Source organism: Bdellovibrio sp. HAGR004 (assembly GCF_055397015.1).
This window is the reverse complement of record NZ_AP029176.1, coordinates 145,448-163,795: the sequence shown is the minus strand read 5'-3', so window position 1 is coordinate 163,795 and position 18,348 is coordinate 145,448. Positions and strand designations below refer to the sequence as shown.

General features: G+C 43.3%; 24 protein-coding genes. 10 read left to right on the top strand and 14 right to left on the bottom strand.

All coding sequences use genetic code 11. From position 1 onward, the window contains the following. Positions 1-533 precede the first annotated feature (533 nt). Both ACZ5ZV_RS00910 and ACZ5ZV_RS00905 read left to right on the top strand, forming a co-directional pair. A complete protein-coding gene (locus tag ACZ5ZV_RS00910) occupies positions 534-752 on the top strand; it encodes a hypothetical protein (RefSeq protein ID WP_464119380.1) in 219 nt (72 codons plus the stop codon). A 2-nt stretch (positions 753-754) separates the two neighbouring features. Continuing rightward, positions 755-1,795: a hypothetical protein gene (locus tag ACZ5ZV_RS00905; protein ID WP_464119378.1), complete on the top strand. Its 1,041-nt coding sequence runs from the start codon at positions 755-757 to the stop codon at positions 1,793-1,795. Between the two features lie 384 nt (positions 1,796-2,179). On the opposite strand, the gene tnpC (ACZ5ZV_RS00900) is transcribed toward ACZ5ZV_RS00905, so the two are convergent. From tnpC (ACZ5ZV_RS00900) to ACZ5ZV_RS00890, 3 genes are read right to left on the bottom strand one after another with little or no spacing between them, the layout of a single operon-like run. Further along, the gene (tnpC, locus tag ACZ5ZV_RS00900) at positions 2,180-3,736 is read right to left on the bottom strand and encodes an IS66 family transposase (RefSeq protein ID WP_464118795.1); all 1,557 of its coding nucleotides are present in this window, start codon (positions 3,734-3,736) and stop codon (positions 2,180-2,182) included. After that, positions 3,736-4,149 carry an IS66 family insertion sequence element accessory protein TnpB gene (tnpB, locus tag ACZ5ZV_RS00895; protein WP_464118794.1) on the bottom strand — a complete coding sequence of 138 codons (414 nt, stop codon included), beginning with the start codon at positions 4,147-4,149 and terminating at the stop codon, positions 3,736-3,738. The genes tnpC (ACZ5ZV_RS00900) and tnpB (ACZ5ZV_RS00895) overlap by 1 nt, the downstream gene beginning before the upstream one ends. After that, complete coding sequence (locus ACZ5ZV_RS00890) at positions 4,140-4,550, bottom strand: hypothetical protein (protein ID WP_464118793.1); 411 nt, start codon at positions 4,548-4,550, stop codon at positions 4,140-4,142. The genes tnpB (ACZ5ZV_RS00895) and ACZ5ZV_RS00890 overlap by 10 nt, the downstream gene beginning before the upstream one ends. A 60-nt stretch (positions 4,551-4,610) precedes the next feature. Between ACZ5ZV_RS00890 and ACZ5ZV_RS00885 the strand changes: the two genes are divergently transcribed. Further along, positions 4,611-4,988, top strand: a complete 378-nt coding sequence (locus ACZ5ZV_RS00885; protein ID WP_464119376.1) for a hypothetical protein — start codon at positions 4,611-4,613, stop codon at positions 4,986-4,988. A 10-nt stretch (positions 4,989-4,998) separates the two neighbouring features. Here ACZ5ZV_RS00885 and tnpC (ACZ5ZV_RS00880) read toward each other — a convergent pair whose 3' ends face one another. Next, positions 4,999-6,186 carry an IS66 family transposase gene (tnpC, locus tag ACZ5ZV_RS00880; protein WP_464119374.1) on the bottom strand — a complete coding sequence of 396 codons (1,188 nt, stop codon included), beginning with the start codon at positions 6,184-6,186 and terminating at the stop codon, positions 4,999-5,001. 138 nt (positions 6,187-6,324) lie between these two features. Here tnpC (ACZ5ZV_RS00880) and istA point away from each other — a divergent pair, with 138 nt between their 5' ends. After that, positions 6,325-7,941 (top strand): IS21 family transposase, encoded by a 1,617-nt coding sequence (gene istA, locus ACZ5ZV_RS00875; RefSeq protein ID WP_464117241.1) that lies wholly within the window; start codon positions 6,325-6,327, stop codon positions 7,939-7,941. A 14-nt stretch (positions 7,942-7,955) separates the two neighbouring features. Continuing rightward, entirely contained in the window at positions 7,956-8,705 is a 750-nt protein-coding gene (gene istB, locus ACZ5ZV_RS00870) for an IS21-like element helper ATPase IstB (RefSeq protein WP_464117240.1), read from the top strand. A gap of 60 nt (positions 8,706-8,765) precedes the next feature. Here istB and ACZ5ZV_RS00865 read toward each other — a convergent pair whose 3' ends face one another. The 3 genes from ACZ5ZV_RS00865 to tnpA are packed head-to-tail and all read right to left on the bottom strand — an operon-like array spanning position 8,766 to position 9,876. After that, positions 8,766-9,197, bottom strand: a complete 432-nt coding sequence (locus tag ACZ5ZV_RS00865) for a transposase domain-containing protein (RefSeq protein WP_464119372.1) — start codon at positions 9,195-9,197, stop codon at positions 8,766-8,768. Between the two features lie 35 nt (positions 9,198-9,232). Continuing rightward, on the bottom strand, positions 9,233-9,589 hold the full coding sequence (tnpB, locus tag ACZ5ZV_RS00860) for an IS66 family insertion sequence element accessory protein TnpB (protein ID WP_464118799.1): 357 nt from the start codon (positions 9,587-9,589) through the stop codon (positions 9,233-9,235). Further along, positions 9,586-9,876, bottom strand: a complete 291-nt coding sequence (tnpA, locus tag ACZ5ZV_RS00855) for an IS66 family insertion sequence element accessory protein TnpA (RefSeq protein WP_464118800.1) — start codon at positions 9,874-9,876, stop codon at positions 9,586-9,588. Before tnpA ends, tnpB (ACZ5ZV_RS00860) begins: the two co-directional genes overlap by 4 nt. Positions 9,877-9,936: 60 nt before the next feature. On the opposite strand from tnpA, the gene ACZ5ZV_RS00850 reads away from it, so the two are divergent. Then, complete coding sequence (locus ACZ5ZV_RS00850; protein ID WP_464119370.1) at positions 9,937-10,230, top strand: hypothetical protein; 294 nt, start codon at positions 9,937-9,939, stop codon at positions 10,228-10,230. Between the two features lie 227 nt (positions 10,231-10,457). On the opposite strand, the gene tnpC (ACZ5ZV_RS00845) is transcribed toward ACZ5ZV_RS00850, so the two are convergent. Genes tnpC (ACZ5ZV_RS00845) through ACZ5ZV_RS00830 form a run of 4 tightly spaced genes read right to left on the bottom strand, consistent with a single transcriptional unit; the run spans position 10,458 to position 13,874 of the window. Beyond that, positions 10,458-12,023, bottom strand: a complete 1,566-nt coding sequence (gene tnpC, locus ACZ5ZV_RS00845; protein ID WP_464118790.1) for an IS66 family transposase — start codon at positions 12,021-12,023, stop codon at positions 10,458-10,460. Beyond that, positions 12,024-12,428, bottom strand: a complete 405-nt coding sequence (gene tnpB, locus ACZ5ZV_RS00840) for an IS66 family insertion sequence element accessory protein TnpB (protein WP_464118791.1) — start codon at positions 12,426-12,428, stop codon at positions 12,024-12,026. Next, positions 12,428-12,838, bottom strand: coding sequence for a hypothetical protein (locus ACZ5ZV_RS00835; RefSeq protein WP_464118810.1), 411 nt, complete (start codon positions 12,836-12,838; stop codon positions 12,428-12,430). The genes tnpB (ACZ5ZV_RS00840) and ACZ5ZV_RS00835 overlap by 1 nt, the downstream gene beginning before the upstream one ends. A gap of 43 nt (positions 12,839-12,881) precedes the next feature. Further along, entirely contained in the window at positions 12,882-13,874 is a 993-nt protein-coding gene (locus ACZ5ZV_RS00830; protein ID WP_464119369.1) for a hypothetical protein, read from the bottom strand. A gap of 243 nt (positions 13,875-14,117) precedes the next feature. Between ACZ5ZV_RS00830 and ACZ5ZV_RS00825 the strand changes: the two genes are divergently transcribed. The 3 genes from ACZ5ZV_RS00825 (at position 14,118) to ACZ5ZV_RS00815 (ending at position 15,300) form a co-directional block, all read left to right on the top strand. Further along, complete coding sequence (locus tag ACZ5ZV_RS00825) at positions 14,118-14,459, top strand: recombinase family protein (RefSeq protein ID WP_464119367.1); 342 nt, start codon at positions 14,118-14,120, stop codon at positions 14,457-14,459. A 170-nt stretch (positions 14,460-14,629) separates the two neighbouring features. Continuing rightward, the gene (locus ACZ5ZV_RS00820; protein WP_464119365.1) at positions 14,630-14,974 is read left to right on the top strand and encodes a hypothetical protein; all 345 of its coding nucleotides are present in this window, start codon (positions 14,630-14,632) and stop codon (positions 14,972-14,974) included. After that, positions 14,971-15,300: a helix-turn-helix domain-containing protein gene (locus tag ACZ5ZV_RS00815; RefSeq protein WP_464119363.1), complete on the top strand. Its 330-nt coding sequence runs from the start codon at positions 14,971-14,973 to the stop codon at positions 15,298-15,300. The genes ACZ5ZV_RS00820 and ACZ5ZV_RS00815 overlap by 4 nt, the downstream gene beginning before the upstream one ends. An 83-nt stretch (positions 15,301-15,383) precedes the next feature. On the opposite strand, the gene ACZ5ZV_RS00810 is transcribed toward ACZ5ZV_RS00815, so the two are convergent. Continuing rightward, a complete protein-coding gene (locus tag ACZ5ZV_RS00810; protein WP_464119362.1) occupies positions 15,384-15,920 on the bottom strand; it encodes a hypothetical protein in 537 nt (178 codons plus the stop codon). A 130-nt stretch (positions 15,921-16,050) separates the two neighbouring features. Here ACZ5ZV_RS00810 and ACZ5ZV_RS00805 point away from each other — a divergent pair, with 130 nt between their 5' ends. After that, positions 16,051-17,013, top strand: coding sequence for a hypothetical protein (locus ACZ5ZV_RS00805; protein WP_464119360.1), 963 nt, complete (start codon positions 16,051-16,053; stop codon positions 17,011-17,013). A 36-nt stretch (positions 17,014-17,049) separates the two neighbouring features. Here the strand turns inward: ACZ5ZV_RS00805 and ACZ5ZV_RS00800 are convergent, their stop codons facing one another. Both ACZ5ZV_RS00800 and ACZ5ZV_RS00795 read right to left on the bottom strand, forming a co-directional pair. Further along, a complete protein-coding gene (locus ACZ5ZV_RS00800; RefSeq protein ID WP_464119358.1) occupies positions 17,050-17,559 on the bottom strand; it encodes a hypothetical protein in 510 nt (169 codons plus the stop codon). A gap of 30 nt (positions 17,560-17,589) precedes the next feature. Further along, complete coding sequence (locus tag ACZ5ZV_RS00795) at positions 17,590-18,348, bottom strand: hypothetical protein (RefSeq protein WP_464119356.1); 759 nt, start codon at positions 18,346-18,348, stop codon at positions 17,590-17,592.

Sequence of the window (18,348 nt, the reverse complement as noted above, 5' to 3'; positions counted from 1 at the left end):
TGGTTTTCTTAATCACATTTATTTGAAAATAAATGGCTCAGAAGGAGGGATTAAAACCACCAACCCGTTAAGGCACTAAAGTAGCGATATGATTAAAAAAAATCAAGCCTTTGTTTTGCCTTTTCAGACAAAACTGGTTGGTGTTCAGTTATTTGGGGATTTAGATTTTAGAAATAAAAAAACCTCCTCATTCGTTTTTCACAATGGGAGGTTGCGATTTTAAGCAGTCTTTTCACCCGCACCGCCTTCTTTGAAAGCGACTACATTTTTATGTAGGGGTTTTCTCCATTTCAATTTAAATGCCTACTCAAATAGTATACCAAACCAAAGTCTGGTTGTCCAAAAAGTGGGCATTTTTCAATATATTCAAATCAAATATATGGGACTTGATTGTATTAAATTGAGACCGAATCATTTTTTTGTAGATTTTTTTATTAAATATAAGGTTTTAGCCTGATTTAGATTTTTAAAAATCCATTTAACTCCATAGGTGAGCATTTCGCCACTGAAAACAAATAACCTATGGAGGTTTTATGAAAGATAAAAAACAGGAACAAAAGACAGAGGCTAAAGTAAAAAATAAATGGTCGGTCTTTAAAAACAAAGGACCATTTGGAGATTACTACTCAATAAAAAATAGTGAACAAAAAATCAATATCAATTGTGGATTGCTTTTAGATTTAATCAACAGAGCCAATTCATATTTTGAAAAAGAAAAACTAAAATCTACTGAAAAGAAAGAGGGGGAATAAATATGATTTCCACCCTCTTAATAAAATATAAATGGATTATTGCTTTCATTACCTCATTGATTATTCTAAAAATAATTTCTTGGGTCAGAAATAAAATCAACTCTGATATTGAAAAAAGATTTTCTTCAACCGAAGAAAAAGCCAAAGTCTCGGTTGATTTATTTGGTCGCTTTGTCCAAGTCAGACCTGCTCAATTTGTTTTTGATAGTCCTGAAAGATTTTACCCTTACCTTTTTAATAAGTTTAATAGGTATGTGATTGCCCACCAATTCAAAAAATCAAATCGTGAAATTAGATTTGTCTTTGAGGCTTTTCCAAACCTGATTCACCTCAAAGAAAAAGATATTGAACCAATGAAAATAAAGTTTGGTGTTTCTGGTGGAAGAAAAATTGTTGAAATGGATTTAAATGATAATTTTTCAAATCTTCGTCTTATAGGAACAATGGGGATTGGAAAATCCAACATTGCCAAAATCTTAACTCAACAAGTTTCAAATGCTTTCAATGTGGTTATTGTAAGCACCAAGATTTCTGATTTTTCTGATTTTAAAAATCAAGGTATTGAACTTTTGAATCCAAACAAAGATTCTGACCTTGAAAGACTCTTAAACCTGACAAATGAACTCAAAACCAAAATCGTTAATGAAGAAAATTGTAGAACTTGGATTATATTGGACGAAGCAATTAAAGATTTAATGGTTCACGGTTATGAGGTAAAAAAGCCAAGAGAGAAAATAAAAGAAACTATTGTTGAAAATATAAACTATTTTTTATCATTGGGTCGTAAGTTTAAACTTTTTCTTTTAATCAACACCCAAGACGAAAATATAAAAAATGAAGCCAAATTAGATTTGGGTAAAATAGGAAATGTTATATCTGGCAGAATTACCAACCAAGCCTCTGCTGATTTGTATGGTATTCCAATTGGAATTGCCCAGCGAAGAGACCTCACCAATGGAAAGTTGATATTTGCCACTCAAAGCAATCGTGAATGCTTTGTTTTTAAGTCATATTTATATAAGCCAAAGGGGACTCAACAATGAGTTCTCCATTTTTAACTAACAAACTTCTTTGTGATTGGTTGAGTTATAATTTTCATTATTCTTTTTCAATTCAAAGGGAACAACAGAGACAAATTATAAACGAAGCCCTTGTTGCCATTGGTGAAAAACACCAAGCGGTCAAAATGGGTGATTTCGCCACCGCTTACCAAACTGATAATTTTTTATTTGTGAATATAAACAAAAGATTTCTTCAGGTTCAATTTCAGGGAAAGTATTTTTTAGAAAACAACTTAGTCAGTGCTGGAACACTTATTAAGAAAATATCTGAAAAATTAAACCGTCTTGAAATAATTGAAAAGCGAATTGATACGACAATTACCCACTCAATCAGTAGAATGGATAGTGAACCCTGCGTAATACGCGCTATTGACGAAGAGCCCGAGCATGTGCCAATGGCGTGGGCGGAGCTTTTCCCGCAGCGACTAAATGCAGAGCCATCGACAAATAACTTCGCGGATCAAGGTCATTCTTTTTACAAGATTCAATTACAGTGAAAAGTGTGGCGGCGGTATCTGCGCCAGCGTGATTTCCAGATCCGTAATAATTCTTTCTTCCGACTACAGCATGACGGATCGTACGTTCGGCCTCATTGTTTGAAAGAGGAATACGGTTATCATTTAAGAACAACATAAATCCGGCCCACCTTTCTGTGAGATACTCTATAGCCTTTCTTTTCTGACTGCCAGGGCGTGAATTTGAGTACTCTCCTATGAGATTTTTATGAAGACCCTCGGTAATCAACTGACTTTTCTCTTTTCGTAGCCGCAAAAGGTCTTCAAAAGAGGAAGCCTCTCTTTCAATTTCAAATAATCGATCAATATCATCTAAGATTGGTTTTACTGTTGGATCGTGGTCTTCAATTTTTATAAATTCTCTGCGTGCATGTGCCCAACAGAATGCTTGGGGAATTTCTAATTTCGCTAGTATGTTGTATCCAACATAACCATCAGTAACGACAGGTCCACTGTATCCACTCAAAAAATCCTTAACAACTTGTCCTGATCTGGTGGGCTTAAAACAATAATGACTACCGTAACGATTGCTTACCACCCACATGTAGCCATCTTTTTCAGTCTTATCTTGGATTTTCCAAGGGGTTTCATCCAGGTGTAAGGCAAGATCGCTTGATTTCAATTCTTTGAGAATTTCAGCTTGTACAGGTTCAAGACTAGCAGCTGCAAGTCCAGACAATCTTGAGAGAGTACTATTTTGGATCCCTTTTAAACCCAGCGATTCCATTTCTCGGGTCTGTCTTTCTAAGGGCATGTGGCTGATATATTTATCAGCCACAACACTGATAACAAAGTCAGTTGAATAGTTCATTCCTGGCAATAGGCCCGAAGGGCCATTGGCAGTGATAATAACTTCTTTATCTGAGTCTGGAATGAACTTTGGATCCAGTTTATATTTATACTTCTTGTGGATTTCTTTGACATAGGATCTTTCAATGATTTGTATTTGAAAAGATTCATCATAAAGACCCGTATTTTTCCACATTGATGGATGTGGATTGTCGATACCACGAAGTTTTGCTTCTTCATTAAGTTCGTCATCTGAAAGATGGTGCGCAACTTCGCAGCTAGGTAAACCTGACCATTTATTTTTCTTTTGCTCTTCACGTGACACTTCAGCAGGGAACGCCGCTTGGCTGAATAACATAGCCTCGGTTTGGCTTTTGTCACGAGGACGATCTGTGGCTTCAGCTCGTTTTTCAGTGGATTTACCAAAAATACTTCTACGGAGCAGCTTTATACGCTCATCTAGGTTGAATTTAGACTGCAGGCTAAGCGCTTGCTCCTCTTGAAGTTTGGCAACTAATAGTTTTTGCTGTGCAATGAACTCGAGAGCTTGCGACAGAAGTGCCTGCAATATGCGGGGATCTTTTTCGCTTTCAATAATTTTTCGAGTTCTTTCATCCATCAGCCGGGAGTTTGTAAAAACCCTTGCGGAAGATCAACAGCTTCCCTTTGCGTCACTGGGATTTGTGGCGCTAAAGCTGCCATAGAGCGGTCAACAATAGGTGTTCTGATCACACTTCCGTGGAAAATCAGCTTTAATTCTGACAAACTGACCTCCGATCGCCCCAATAGTTCGGCCAAAGACATAAAGTTCCCTTTTTCCATACGTTTTGAAATCAGTACCAGCCCTGTCCCATCATAGAAAATAGCTTTGATGCGCTTACGGTTTTTCCCGAAGAACAAATACACATGTCCCTGATCCATAATCGCCTGCATTTGATGGACACATAAAGAATGTAATCTTTCAAAACCACACCGCATGTCGATACTTTCGCGATATACAAATGCCCGAAGCCCCTTGCGGTCTAAAAACATGATTTACCTCGCTGAAGTTCAAGGATGGTTTTTACGGCAATAGATTCTGGTATCTCTAAAATATATCCTTCTGGAGTTCTAACCGTCACAGTTAGACCCAGATTAGTTTTTTCTTCTAATGAAGGTCCAACTGTGACAGTTGGACCTGGTTGGACTGTTAATGCATGAAAGTCAGATTTAATATTTTTCTTGGGCTTCAATCGCCACGACATAATAGTTGCATAGGGGATGTCGATTTGTTGGGCTGTTGCTTTAACTGGTACATCCAGGGCAAATAATTCTTGGATTCTGGACTTTATGGATTTCGGCCAAGGTTTTCTGACGGAGCTCACTTCGGAATGATATTGCCGAGTCAGCTCTTGGATTTCTTCTATTAGTTGGTTCGCACGCTGTGTTTTCATGAATCGCAGCATGCTGGATATTGATTTCAGTTCCTAGACGCGTTTTATGCAGTGGTTACAATGGATATTCAGAAAACAAAAGTTTCAAATGAGGTATTGAATCTAATGGAGGTCAGTAAGTCATTTAATAGCCTGACCTCATTTTTTCATTTAATCTATGCGGTCAAAACAGAGGGACAGTATAAGATTTTAGGCGAAACAATAAAGGACAAGATTCGTTGGAAATTAAGAAGATATGACAAACTGGCTCAAATCACTTCAGAATATAGTGAGGACGAAAAAAATATATTTTTTAACAAATATCCCAATGTGCCACTCGTTAGAACTGAATTACAAATCTCGGACACTCAATTTTTAAATCAGTTTCAACCTCATTTTTTGAATCAGGAAATTGACTTGGTGGATATTCTTAAAAAGTGGAATGTAAGCGCCCCATGACGCCTTTTTGTTAAACCGGTGCCTCGGATGTTAAGATGGCGTCGGCGAGACGTTCATAATCTTCCACGGTTTTGGCCAGAGGAACATCAGTCAAGATTTTACAGAGGGCCTTGTAAGCATTGACGCCATTGAGCTTTGCTGTCACCACGAGACTGTAAAGAATACTGCTGGCCTCCGCGCCATCGGGCGTGTCGCTAAAAAGCCAATTGTTTCTGCCGATAGCAAACTTGCGGATGGCGCGCTCAGCGAACCCATTGTCTGGCTCCATCAACCCATCGTCTAAGTACCTCGTCAGATACGTATGCTCATTCAAGTAGTACTTGAAAGCCTGTCCCAGCTTGCTCTTGTCTGGAACCTTTGCGATATTGGATTCCGCGATTTGCTTAATTTCCTCAAGCAGAGGTTTTTGATCTCTCAATCTCGCTTTGACTTTTTCTTCGGGTGCGTGATCTCGTATTTTTTCTTCGAAGTCATAAAGCTTTTTGTAGATGTCCATCACTTGAGCCGCCATGGTTTTTCCGGATTTAGCACCATCTTTGACCGCTTGTTCAAACCGGCGGCGCGCGTGCATATGGCAGCCGAAGCGAACCAATGTTTCACTTTCAAGACCGTTGTACACATCAAGACCATCACACAATAGGCGCCCCTCGTAGCCCGCAAAGAGGCTCTTCATCACTTCGCCGCTACGAGAAGGGCTGTAATCAAACAATACGATCTTGCTTTTCTCACACGGAGTTGCCCGCACAATCATCCACGATTTGCTCTCGACAGAACGGCCATTTTCTTTTAACACCTGAACACTCGTCTCATCGCAGGAAATGGCGTGTGCACTCAACATCCGGTCGGATAAGACGTTTCTGATTGGCATCAGGGCTTGAGCTACTTGCACCATCCATCTAGCCATTGTTGTACGGCTCAACTCCACGTCCTGACGGGCGAAAATCTCTTCTAAACGATAAAGTGGCAAGCCGTCGCTATACTTACCTACAACGATAGCGGCCAATAACTCTGGTGTAGCAATGCCTTTTGGGATCACTGAAGGAACCGGCGGCGCGGTCTTTTCGTAATCACCACTGCCAACACCGTATTTGGCCCGGTGATACTCAAGCACGCTGATCCTGGCCGGCTCGTACCTAAGTTTCTCAGAGATTGTCCAATCCCACGTAGTTTGACCGGTTTCAAGGGGGGCAAATCCCACGTAAGTGGACCGGCTTTGGGGGAAGTAAATCCCACCTAATTTGACCGGGCAATTGCTTACGTTTTCAGCACATTTTCTCCATCTGATCCCATGCGCTAAGCTGCTGGTTTAACAACCAGACTACAGCAAGGAATACGCATGCGGAAACTCAGAAAAAAGGACTTGGAGAAAATCACAGTGGACCGAAAAATCGTCGAAGGCCTTCGCGAAGGACACTCACTCACCGCACTGACTAAATCAACTGGTAAAGGCAAAGGTTACGTCATAAAAATCCGCGACCAGGCGATAGAGCATGGCTATGTAGCCGTCGCAAACCCAGAGAAGAAAATCTACTGCAAAACCTCAAAAGAAATCCCACCTTACCCAGAGGCGCTGTTTCCGCTGCGCGATGGTCGCAGCGAGAAGGCCATTGAAACGGATGCCATCTTAGATCCCAAGCGCGAATGGATCAAGGAGCGCATTGAACTTGGCTGGAGTCCGCAAAGTATTTTTGAAGAGCTTCCGCTCTCTGTCCCGCGATCTAACTTCTACCGCTACATTCACCGCCACAAACTTATGCGATCCGCACCTGCGCGCAATGTGATGGAGCTTGTTCACTCACCGGGGGAATGTCTGCAGGTGGACTGGGGAAAGCTCTTTGACGTCGTCGATCCTGTCACAAAAAAGAAAAAAACAATTTGGATTTTCGTTGGCGTTCTTGGGCATTCTCGTTACGAGATGGCCCGAGTTGTAGAGAAACTCGACTTTGAAACAACTGCCGAAGTTTTAATAAGCATGTTTGAGGAACTTGGCGGAGTCCCTCGTAAAGTGACTTCTGATAATCCCAAAGTCTTTGTTCATGAGGCATCAAAGCACGAGCCGACGTTGAACCCGGCCTTTGAAAGACTGGCCTCGCACTACGGGTTCGTTGTCGAGGCATTGCCGCCTTATTCTCCAGAGAAAAAAGGCAAAGTGGAGCGAATGGTTCCAATGAAGCGTCGCCTTTTTGAATCCTACGATAAGTCCCAATATTCACTGAGCGGCGCACAGTCACACATGAATAAAAAGATGAGTATCGCCAATGAGAGAAAGCACGGGACTCACCTACAAAAACCTTTGGATGTGTTTCTTAACGATGAAGCCTCGTTGTTAAAGCCTCTTCCTTTATTACGCTACGAAGTGGAAACCATCACTCGCTCAACAGTGAGGTCTGATGGTTATGTTCGCTTTGCAAACAAGTACTACCGAGTAGACACAAGACTCAAAGGCGAAATAGCTTTGGTGATTGGTAATTCAGTTCAAGTAAGTATCTACTGCAACGGTCGACTGTTAGAAGTTTACGAGCGCATCCAAGATAAATTCACAAGTAAAGCCTGTAAAGATCATTACAAGGAGTCTTGGGAGAAGACTCTTCAAGATCATGGTCACTATCTGAAGCAAGCAAAAATTATCGGCGTCAATGTTGAGCGCTTTGTAGGAATTATTTTGGCTCGAGGCGAAGGTTTTGTTGATACACGCAGCGTATGGGGTCTTCTGACGCTGAACAAGAAGTACAGCAATGCCGACATCGACAAGGCCTGCCTTTCAGCGCTGGAGTTATCACAGGTAAATTTAAAAACAGTTCATCAACTATTGAATATTATGGCAAAGCCAAAACCCAAAGCTCCTCGTCATGAGGAGGTTTTATCCGCGCAGACGGTGGGAGGTAAGTTTGCGCGCGACATGAGTGAGTATAAAAACCATTTACGTCTGGTTCATAGCAACCAGGCCCACTGAAAGGAAAGACAGTTATGACAATAGATGTGATACGCGATCAGTTAAAGCAGTTACGAATGCCCGCGGCATCCGCAGAGATCGAGGGTTTAGTTCAAAAAGGAAAACGCAGCCAGGATCTTAAGTGGCTCAGTGAGCTTCTATCCACGGAATTAGATGCAAGGGCAGATAACGCCGTAGAAAAAAGGATTAAGAAAGCGGAGTTCCCAGAGCGAAGAAGCTTTGAGCAGTTCAATTGGGATTTCAATAAAAAACTCCCGCGCGAAAAAATCGAGGATCTGAAAGATTTAAAGTTTATCGAGAACAACGAAATTGCATTGTTTTTGGGAAGTCCCGGCACGGGCAAGAGTCATCTTGCGATTGCTCTTGGGATGAGCGCTGCGCAGGCTGGTCACAGTGTTTTTTGTACGAGTGTAAAAAGACTTGGGACAAAGATCCGTAAAGCGCGCGAGAACAATAAGCTCGATGTTTTATTCAAACAAATTCTAACATCAAAGCTATGGATCTTGGATGACTGGGGCGTCGTAACAATGCCACGAGACGTGAGTGAGGAGATCTTCGATTTATTTGATCGACGCAAGCACAATTCGGCTATGATCTTAACCAGCAACCGCGACGTTGAAGAATGGCCACAAGTTTTTACCGATCCGATCCTGGCAAGTGCTGCCATCGACAGGATGTTCGAGAATGCCCATATTTGCATTTTTGAAGGCCCCAGTCACCGCATGAAGGGACGAATAACTTTCAACGATATTGACAGCGAGTAGAAAGACCAATAAACCCTCAAAAATCAGGTGGTCAAAGTATCTGAAACGAACCCGGTCAAACTAAGTGAAACGGAACACAGAGATCTCCCAGCCAATGACTTTGAGCCTTTCACCTTGCTCCGTGATTTGTTCGGACTCTGGAAGTTCGACTTTTACAATCTCGCGGGGCAGATTCTCCGGCAGGGGCTTTCTATGCCCCCGAATCTTCTTGGTATGCCCTCGCACTTCAACTGTGTAGTCTTCTTTGTCGGGGGTAGGACTTTGAGATTCCACTTCGGCTTCATTAAACTTTAACTGTTCTTGGGATTCCCAGCGCTCGGACTTTGCTCCGAATTGATTGCGCTTTAAAGCTTTAAGTTGCTCCGTCAACCAACTGACCTGACTCTCAAAGTTTTTATTCTTTTCACGCTCTTGCTTTAAAAGCTTTTCCAGATCTGCAATTCGCAGAGCCATTTCTTGTTCTGGTGTAGAAAGTGTTTCCGACTTTGACATGCCTTTTGCGAGTATCAAGCATTCAGCTAAAGCTCTCAACAAACTTTTTCAAATTTTAACTCCGCGTGCGGCTTCATCTTCCAGACATCGTAGCCCTCAAGTAGCCAAGTAAATTGTTCTGTGGATAACTGCACGTTTTCCACAGAGGATTTCTTGGGCCACGGAAACTTGTCCTTTTCCAATCGCTTTTGCCAAAGCGCGAATCCGGATCTGTCAAAATAAAGAACCTTCATCACGTCCCGGCGCTTACCGCAAAAGACAAATAGATAAGGCCCCATTAGATCCCCCATACCAGCTTCTTGCACTATAACGCTGAGGCCGTTGATGGCTTTCCTCATATCCACGGGATCTCTGTGAAGAAAGACTCCTTTAAACTCTTTCGGGGATTTCATCGCAAGCCCTCCTGAAGATGCAGGATCAGCTCTGCAACCCACTTTGCATCGGGCATATTGTGCTTTGAAGGGGGGGACTCAACTTGAACCTCAATAAATGGCGATGGCTCGATGATCTGTACTTCGCGATCTGTTTGATGAAACTTGCGGTACCAATACTGGAATGTACTGACTGAGAGCCCGTGGTGTCTGCAGAACGCCGCCTGCGATCCGTGAAACCTGGCGAATGATCGTACCTGGTCCCGCCAGAATATCTCTTTGTCGGAATGTTTGGATATTGATCTCATACTGAACCTCCTTGTGAAGTTCAGACTATGTGCTTTTAAGAGGTCCGGCAAAAAGGCGTCATGGGGCGCTTACAGTGGAATAAAAGAAGAAAAGTTGATATTATTGAAAATGAACTAATCCAAACAAGCCCTTTGATTGAAAGTTCATTAGAAACTTTCAATCAAAATGGGCTTCGGGTTGGCTTATGTAAAGCAAACCCGTCTGGTGTATCTGATAGTCTGAATAAACTCATTGAGTGGATTGACAATGACCCACTGGCAAAGCCCGAAGAAATTGTAAATCAAATGGTCTCGGCTATGGGACACAATGAACAAGTGGCGGAATTAGTAAAAAAGATTTGGTTCAGATTTTAAGCCCTCAATTAAGAGGACTTATCAAAAAAGTCAGGCTCAATGTCGTCCGCATTCTTAAAAATCTGGATTACATTTTCACCGTCTTCTGGTTTGTGAAATGAGGCGGTCTTTTCATTGTTGCGAACAATTATTTTTGAAGTTTTAACTTGGGCAAGTTTCACCAAGAACCATTGTGAAATTAAAAGCCGAATTGTGGCAGATACGGTGTAAACCCTGCGTAATACGCGCTATTGACGGATGGCTCGTGCGTGTGCCAGGGGTGTTGGTGGGATTTTTCCTTCGGCCACCATGTGTAGCGCCATTGAAAGGTACGTTCTCGGATCGAGGTCGTTCTTTTTGCAGGATTCGATAATTGTGAATAACGTAGCAGCAGTTTCCGCGCCAGCATGATTTCCAGATCCGTAATAGTTCTTGCGCCCCACTACGGCATGACGGATGGTGCGTTCAGCTTCATTGTTGGACAGCGGGATACGCTGATCCCTCAAGAATAACGTAAACCCATTCCATCTCTTGGTAAGATACTCAATGGCCTTGCGCTTCTGGCTTCCCGGACGGGACTTGGGGTGCTCTTCTAAAAGTTTTTGGTGAAGATCTTCGGCGACGGCGCGACTTTTCTCATTTCGCAAACGCAGAAGTTCTTCAAACGACGTGGCCCCTCGCTCAATCTCAAACAACCTGTCAATGTCATCCAGTATTGGTTTTACGGTGGGATCATGGTCTTCAATTTTTATAAATTCTCGGCGCGCATGCGCCCAGCAAAATGCCTGAGGAATGCCAGCTTCTTCAAGTACGTTGTAACCGCCATAACCATCGGTAACCACGGGACCAGTATAGCCACTTAAAAACTCTTGCACGACTTGCCCAGAACGAGTTGGTTTGAACAAATAGTGACTGCCGTAGCGATTGCTCACGATCCACATGTATCCGTCTTTTTCGTTCTTATTTTGGATACCCCATGGGGTTTCATCCAAGTGAAGTGCTAGATCGCTTGATTTTAGCTCGCTCAAGATTTCCGTCTGAACAGGTTCAAGGCTTGCTGCTGCAAGCCCGCTAAGGCGTGACAATGTACTGTTCTTGATCCCTTTAAGACCAAGGGACTCTATCTCTCGGGTTTGCCGTTCCAAAGGCATGTGACTGATATACTTATCAGCCACGACACTGACCACAAAGTCAGTCGAATAGTTCATGCCAGGCAATAGGCTGGAGGGGCCATTGGCGGTGATGATGACTTCTTTGTCCGGATCCGAGTTAAATTTGGGATCAAGCTTATATTTGTACTTTTTATGAACTTCTTTGACGTAAGAGCGTTCGATTATCTGAATACGGAAGGATTCGTCGTACAGGCCAGTATTTTTCCACATCGCAGGCTGTGGGTTTTCAATGCCACGTGATTTGGCTTCTTCGTTGAGTTCGTCGTCGTTAAGGTGGTGAGCAATTTCTAATTCTGGCAGGTTGGCCCATTTATTCTTCTTTTGATCTTCTCGGGATACTTCCGCCGGGAAAGCTGCCTGACTAAATAGAAGTGCTTCGGTTTGGCTTCTATCGCGGGGACGGTCTGTAGCCTCGGCGCGCTTCTCAGAGGATTTACCGAAAAGACTGCGACGAAGAAGCTTTACTTGCTCCTCCATTGCAAATGCCGACTGCTCTTTCTCAAACCGCTGCTTTTCGATGGCCTCAATCCGAGCTTCAAGCTTGCGATTATGCTCAATAAGATTCGCCATCAGCTGCGCAACCAGCTCTGGGCTTTCCTCTTTGAGGATTTTCTTTATTTTCTTGAGATCATCTTGTGCCATCTATGGATGACTTTGGCTGAGTCCTTTCGGGAGTTCAACAGACTCCCTTTGCGTCACTGGACTTTGTGGCGACAATGATCTGTCAACGACGGGTTTGCGTACAACACTGCCATGAAGAATCAACTTAAGCTCGTCCTGCGAAATCTCGTACCGACCGAGGAGCTCAGATAATGACATGAACCGACCTCGTTCAATCCTCTTTGCAATCAGCACCAGGCCACTGCCGTCATAAACCAGTATTTTAACCCGCTTCCTGTTCTTTCCAAAAAACAGGTAAATGTGCCCTTGATCCATAATGGCATTCATTTGATGTACACACAGAGAGTGCAATCGCTCAAATCCACAACGCATATCAATCTCGTCGCGGTACACAAAAACTCGGAGTCCTTTTCGGTCAACAAACATCACATTTCCCGAAGCTGACTTAGAAAGGATACAGCCTTGTGTTCTGGGAGGCAGATTAGGTATCCATCTGGAGTTGTGACTGTGACCATCTCAACTTTATGATCCGGTGATAAAGTTGGTATTGTGACGGTCCCAATTTTAGTTTTTTTGACCACCGGCAGGCTATGAAAATGACTGGCGGCCTTGCGGCCGCGGCTATCCGGAAGTCCCTCTGGCCGCCATTCCAGAATCGAGTAGTATGATATATCAATGGCCACAGATATGGCCTTGCCGTTCATACCAAGGGCGTACAGCTTGCTAACTCGATCTTTGATGGCATTGGGCCAGGCTTTACGTTCGCTACCAACCTCGGCTTGGTATTGTTCTTTGATCTGCTTGATTTCTTCGATGATTTTATTGGTTTCGCTCATGCCCCGAGCATGACAGGACGGTGGATCGGACGGAAGACGCGTATTACGCAGGGGTTACTATTCTTTTGATTTGTTCACTTTCTTCAAGTTCAGACAATTTTGTTTGAATGGCTTTAATTGCGGTGATTCCATTTATATTCAAAATTGATTTGTCTTTGATTACTGAATCACATTCAGAGGGACGAAGTCCAAAAACAAATGAGATAAAAACCCAATTATATTTGTAAACCTCTTCTAACTTTGTCGTATCAATTTTACTTCTTAATTTTTTAAGAAGTTCCAAAGTCATTGGTAAACTTTCTCTACGGACACCACTCTTTTTGATATTTTCAGATTTAATTGATTTTCTGGTTTTATTTTTAAGTCTACCAATGGGTTCAAAAAAAGTCTTCCTATGACGACTATAAAAATGTCCCCACTTATTTAGAACCCACAAAATGTCTTCTGAGTAAGAAACAGAGTATTGTCGGCTTTCGTCCTTGAAATAGGCGGTGATTTTATCAAGATTGGCCTCGTAATCGTGTGGAAGCAAATTAAGTTCAACACACATTTCTTGAACGATTTCAAAATTACGAACCAATCTATTTTTAAATCTATCTTTACCCTCGCTTCGTGAACGAAGACGACTGACAAACTCTGAAACTAATTGAGGAGGAAAAATTGTTTTATCATATTCCTTCATTTCTTGGATTCGTTTCAAGGCTCTGATTTGTGATTGTGAAATCTTAATGTCTTTTTTTCTAATTTTATTGTAGTCAGTGATTGCTTGCTTGGCATCGTCCACAGCCATTTCTGGATATGGCTTGAGACCAAGTTCTGGATACATTGATTTTGGAATAGTTTCAGTTTTTTCTTTTTTTCCGTTAGACCAATTTTGAAAGAGGACTCTCCACTTTCCGTTTTCTCTTTCGTTCACCCAAAAAGTTCCACGACTTTTTAATGTTTTTTCTGGTGATTTTAATTCAGGATTTATCTCTGAAGATTTTGATTTTTTAGTATTTGCTGATTTGGTTTTCTGGTCTTTTTTCTTTGCCATTTGTCCACTCCACCGAATGAATCGGATAAAATGGATTGGGGCTTTAATGTAGCCACCTACAAACCCTACCTGAAAACCACCTACAATATGACTTAAATTATTGAAATCATTAAAGAAATGGCTCAGTACTTCAGAGCCATTACTACTACTGTTCCGCTGCCGGAATCCGTAGTGCTTTCAACAGTTAACTGCATTCCTCGATCCTTGTCAAAGAGCTTCCTCTGGCAGAAATATGCGTTAGAAATGAACTCCGTTAGTCAGATTGCAAGAGAGATTTCTTCCGCCAAAGAAACCGTAAGACGCTATTTAACGCTTTGGGATATTCCACTGAGACCCACGGACTCCAAGCAACGCCTGAATAAAGGCCAAGTTGGATTCGGTGAAAAAAGAGTCAAAGCCCTTATTCAACAGAATAAACAAGAACTAGCAGTGATCGAAAAAATGAAGGCTTTGCGAGGTCAGGGTTTCAGCTATTGGAAGATCGCCGAAATTCTAAACTCAATGAAGGTTCCAACCAAATCACGAAAAGCGAAATGGCAAGCGGCTACGGTTATGAAAATTTTGAAGAAGAACGGAGTCTTTTAGTCGGTGATGGGGCACCCAGGCCCCTAAAGCCTTTCAGAGACTCATAGCTGGACACTCGCCAATCGGCCTGTAATTTCACGATAAGGGCCATTTTATGAGGTCTGGCGTCTCAATTTGAGAAAATCAGCTTTCGACTTGCATTAACTACTACTCTGTAGTACCTTGATGAAGTGAGACGAGTCTTTGTATACGCACCACCGATTCAGCCCCGACTCGCAGAGTTTAGCGACTCTGATGCGAAAGCTCGTGAGATTGAAAACGCCATTCTCAATAACCCCGAAGTGGGAGACATCGTACCTGGAACTGGCGGCGTTAGAAAGTTCCGACTGGCCGATGAATCCAGGGGCAAAGGCAAGCGAGGCGGCATCAGAGTTTTGTTTTTGGATTTGCCCCACGTCGAAAAAACGCACTTGTTGTTTCTTTTGAAAAAGGGTGAGTCCGACGACATCACGCCGGATGAAAAGAAAATGATTCGTGAACTGGTCGTGACTTTGAAAAAGGAGAGCAAGCCATGAAAGCAAAAAAGAAATCCGTTTTAGGGCAAGCTTTAATCTCTGGCCTAACTGACGCTGTGGCGCACGAACGTGGCGAGATCAAACTTAAAACTGTCGAGCGGGAACTAGCTCCACCTGCACCCGAATTTTCCAAAACTGAAATCAAACGCCTTCGCACTGAGGTGCTTGATTGCACGCAACTCGAATTTGCATCGCTTCTTAATGTGGATATTGGAACCATTCGCCATTGGGAACAGGGGTTGCGAAAACCCTCTGGCTCTGTCTATCGTCTGCTGGAAATCATTTTTAAGAAGCCAGAAATTGTTGAAGAGCTAAAAGGCGCATAACGATTCCCACTGAAGATTTGAAATCACGTTGTCTGCGATTTCGTTCGATTCGCAACTGAGGCCATTCACCGATTGCCATGCGGTCATCTTACCGAGAAATAGTAAACCAGTAGACCCATAAGCCAGCCGTCAGCGGGGGCCAGCAAATACTTGTCTATCGTGAATGGTAGAAACGAATTTGTAAGGTCTCGGTAAATGAGATTCGTTCCGAAGTGAACAAGCACCCAACCGCAAATTGCGGAGAATAACGAAACGTCGGATAACTGGAAAACGCCAACAATGGGCTGGATCAGGTCTTGTCGTGAAAAGACAAAGGCTTGTCCGATCAGGAAAAATAAAAAACCGAACATGGGCATACTCAGGTTGGCTAAAAAGCTTATGGGATACTGTTTAGCGAATGAACCAAATTCCGTGAGCTTGCAATTGTTCTTTATGAACGCATACACCGACAAAAACCCCGTCAGATAGATCGGAACAAATTCCTTCGGCGTTGGCGTCTGACCGTTCAAGATCAAGTGTGCGGATAAAATTCCCAGAAAGCTGGCACCGACCCGCACGGCCACAAGCTCTAATGCCTTGTCGCTACTATTTGATTTTCTTGGTCCTTTGATGTTCTGCACCCCTTCAGGGTATGGCCTCCGCTTTTGAAATCCAACCGTTGAAACGGCCTTCCAAAAAGTCCGGCTTATTCAAAACCGATAATTCCTTCCGAGGCGGCAATCTCGCACGCCCTAACGAAAGGATCTCAGAATGAGACAGTTTAAGACCATGATTATGATTTTTTGCTTCACACTCGCTGCATGTAGTGGCGGCGGGGGTGGAGGGAGCGGAAGCCTTCCAAGCCACACTCCAGAAAACACCGTTTTAAGTTATGCGAATGCCCCAGGACGGCAGACCGTGTTCGGGTTTGGCTCTTTGCACGTTGAAAACCAACTCACTCCAAGTACGTCGATTGTGGAATGTAGACTTGGCACGAATGCAGCCTTGTTTACGAGTCTTGGCCTCAGCCTTGACCCAGTGACATGTGCGATCAGTGGCACGCCGAATGCTCCTTTGGCCCCTACAGATTTTTCAATTGTGGCTGAGACGACGGATTCGGAATTCGATACCCCACTGAATTTATCTGTCATGCCATTTTCATTTAAGATGGAATTTGAAATCGTGAACGGCTCGGGTGCTGGGCCAGGACAAGTTCAAACTAGATGGGTATTGCCCGACGGCAGCAAGGTCGATAAGGAACTCAAACTCCTCGCCACAAATCAATCTCTCACGCAGATAGGGGTCATATCGAATCTGCTTCACTACTACATTGATGGCATTGGTCACGCCACTCAGCAGATTGATAGCCTGGGAAGCTTCTCGGGAACATGGAGTCCCGAGCCGGATTTGAGTGACTATGAAAGCGGCCCAGGGACTATGGCAACGATGCGTGTTCGCAATCGGTTCATTTATTCGGCTCAAGGAAGTTCCATAAAACTCGAAACTCTGAAGCCAAGCGATCCAAGTCAATCGGTCACTATCGAAACTCTGAATCTATCGGCTGCGCCTACGCATTTGGAATACGATGCTGCTGGTCCTTACTTGCGGGTTTACAATACTGACGGAGTATTTCGCTACCACATTGATGATGTCTATGGCGTTTTATCGCTGGATGTCCGTGAATCAGACCAAGTAGCGGTCGGTTCACCCATTACAAGTCTTGAGGTGCCTTGAGTATCCGTGGAGGGGTGGGATTTTCTCACCCCTTCTTTAAGACGCCGCTTTCACTGGTCCTTGTCGTTCCTTGAGAATTGATCCTAACTGAGCCTCGAATTGACTTGCCATGAAAGCCCACACGATTGCTCCGACGATGCCCCAGAATGTCGTGACGGCGAATAAGATAAAGCCGATTCCGACTATTCTTGCACCGATTCCCTGACTCGCTATCGCCAGATTCCAGGTCTGAAATCCTCTGTACCATGTCTTTGTGATGTCGAAGCGTTGAGGTGAAACAACATTCCAAAGGTCTTCTTTTTCGTCCGCTAAAAGGTCGGACAACTTCAAAGTTGAGGCAGCCAATTCAAACGAGATTTTCTTTCCAGTCTTTCGGACGTTTTTGAGTTCGGCGGACCTTTTTAGGATCACTGCCTCTGCATCGTTAGGAAGAGAATTTATTTCGTTTTCAAGTCGGCGTTTTGCTTTTAAGAAAAAATATCCGTGCATGAAAACAAGATTCAATAGGAATAACACCGCCCCTATCACTAAGATTTTTTCTGCCATCTGGATGTCCTTTCTTTGCAGTTCAAATGCCTATTGAAGATTTAAGATCGCAGCATCCGTAATTTGATTTTCACGAACACAAGAGAATCCATTGACGGTCTGCCATGTGGTTTCAAGACCGCCGACCATATAAGAAAACAAATGTACTGAGTTACTGTCTTGAACAGGCTCATAGGACCGAACAAATGTGCGTCCTGAAGGATTTCCAGTTAAGTCCATTGTGTCTAAAGCATAGTAGAGCCGACGCCCCCAAGGGTCTGGGGTAGGATCGCCGCTAGGGACTCGGTTTTCTGTGAAGTCATAGCGTCCAATTGCATTCGGACTCGCTACAGATACACCGTCGCAATATCCTAAAACAGACGGAGGATTCGGCTGAACGTAAACCCCGCTATAGTATTTGTATAAAGGTTTACCTGCGTCGCTGTCATTGTGGCCCAAGACGTAAACCGAACAAGTTCCGCCATAAATATAGCCGCTCCAAAGAAGCGAATAACGTTTGTATGGGGTGGAATAGTAAATTTGATTGATACAGACGCTTTCACAAAAGCCGGAACGCCGTTCGCAAATAAGCACGTCGTTAAAATTCGCCGCATCTTCTTTTGTGATTTCGGTTCCATTCAAATCAGCAATGTAGAATTGAGATTTAAGATAGCGTCCGCCATCGTCGAGAGTCTCATTGGACGAAGGCGAATCGCTTTGACCGGAATTTTGTCCGAGGCACGACGTTAATACGAGTGAAAGCATAAGGACCAAAAAAATTTTGCTTCTCAGCGATATTACACAGTCCAA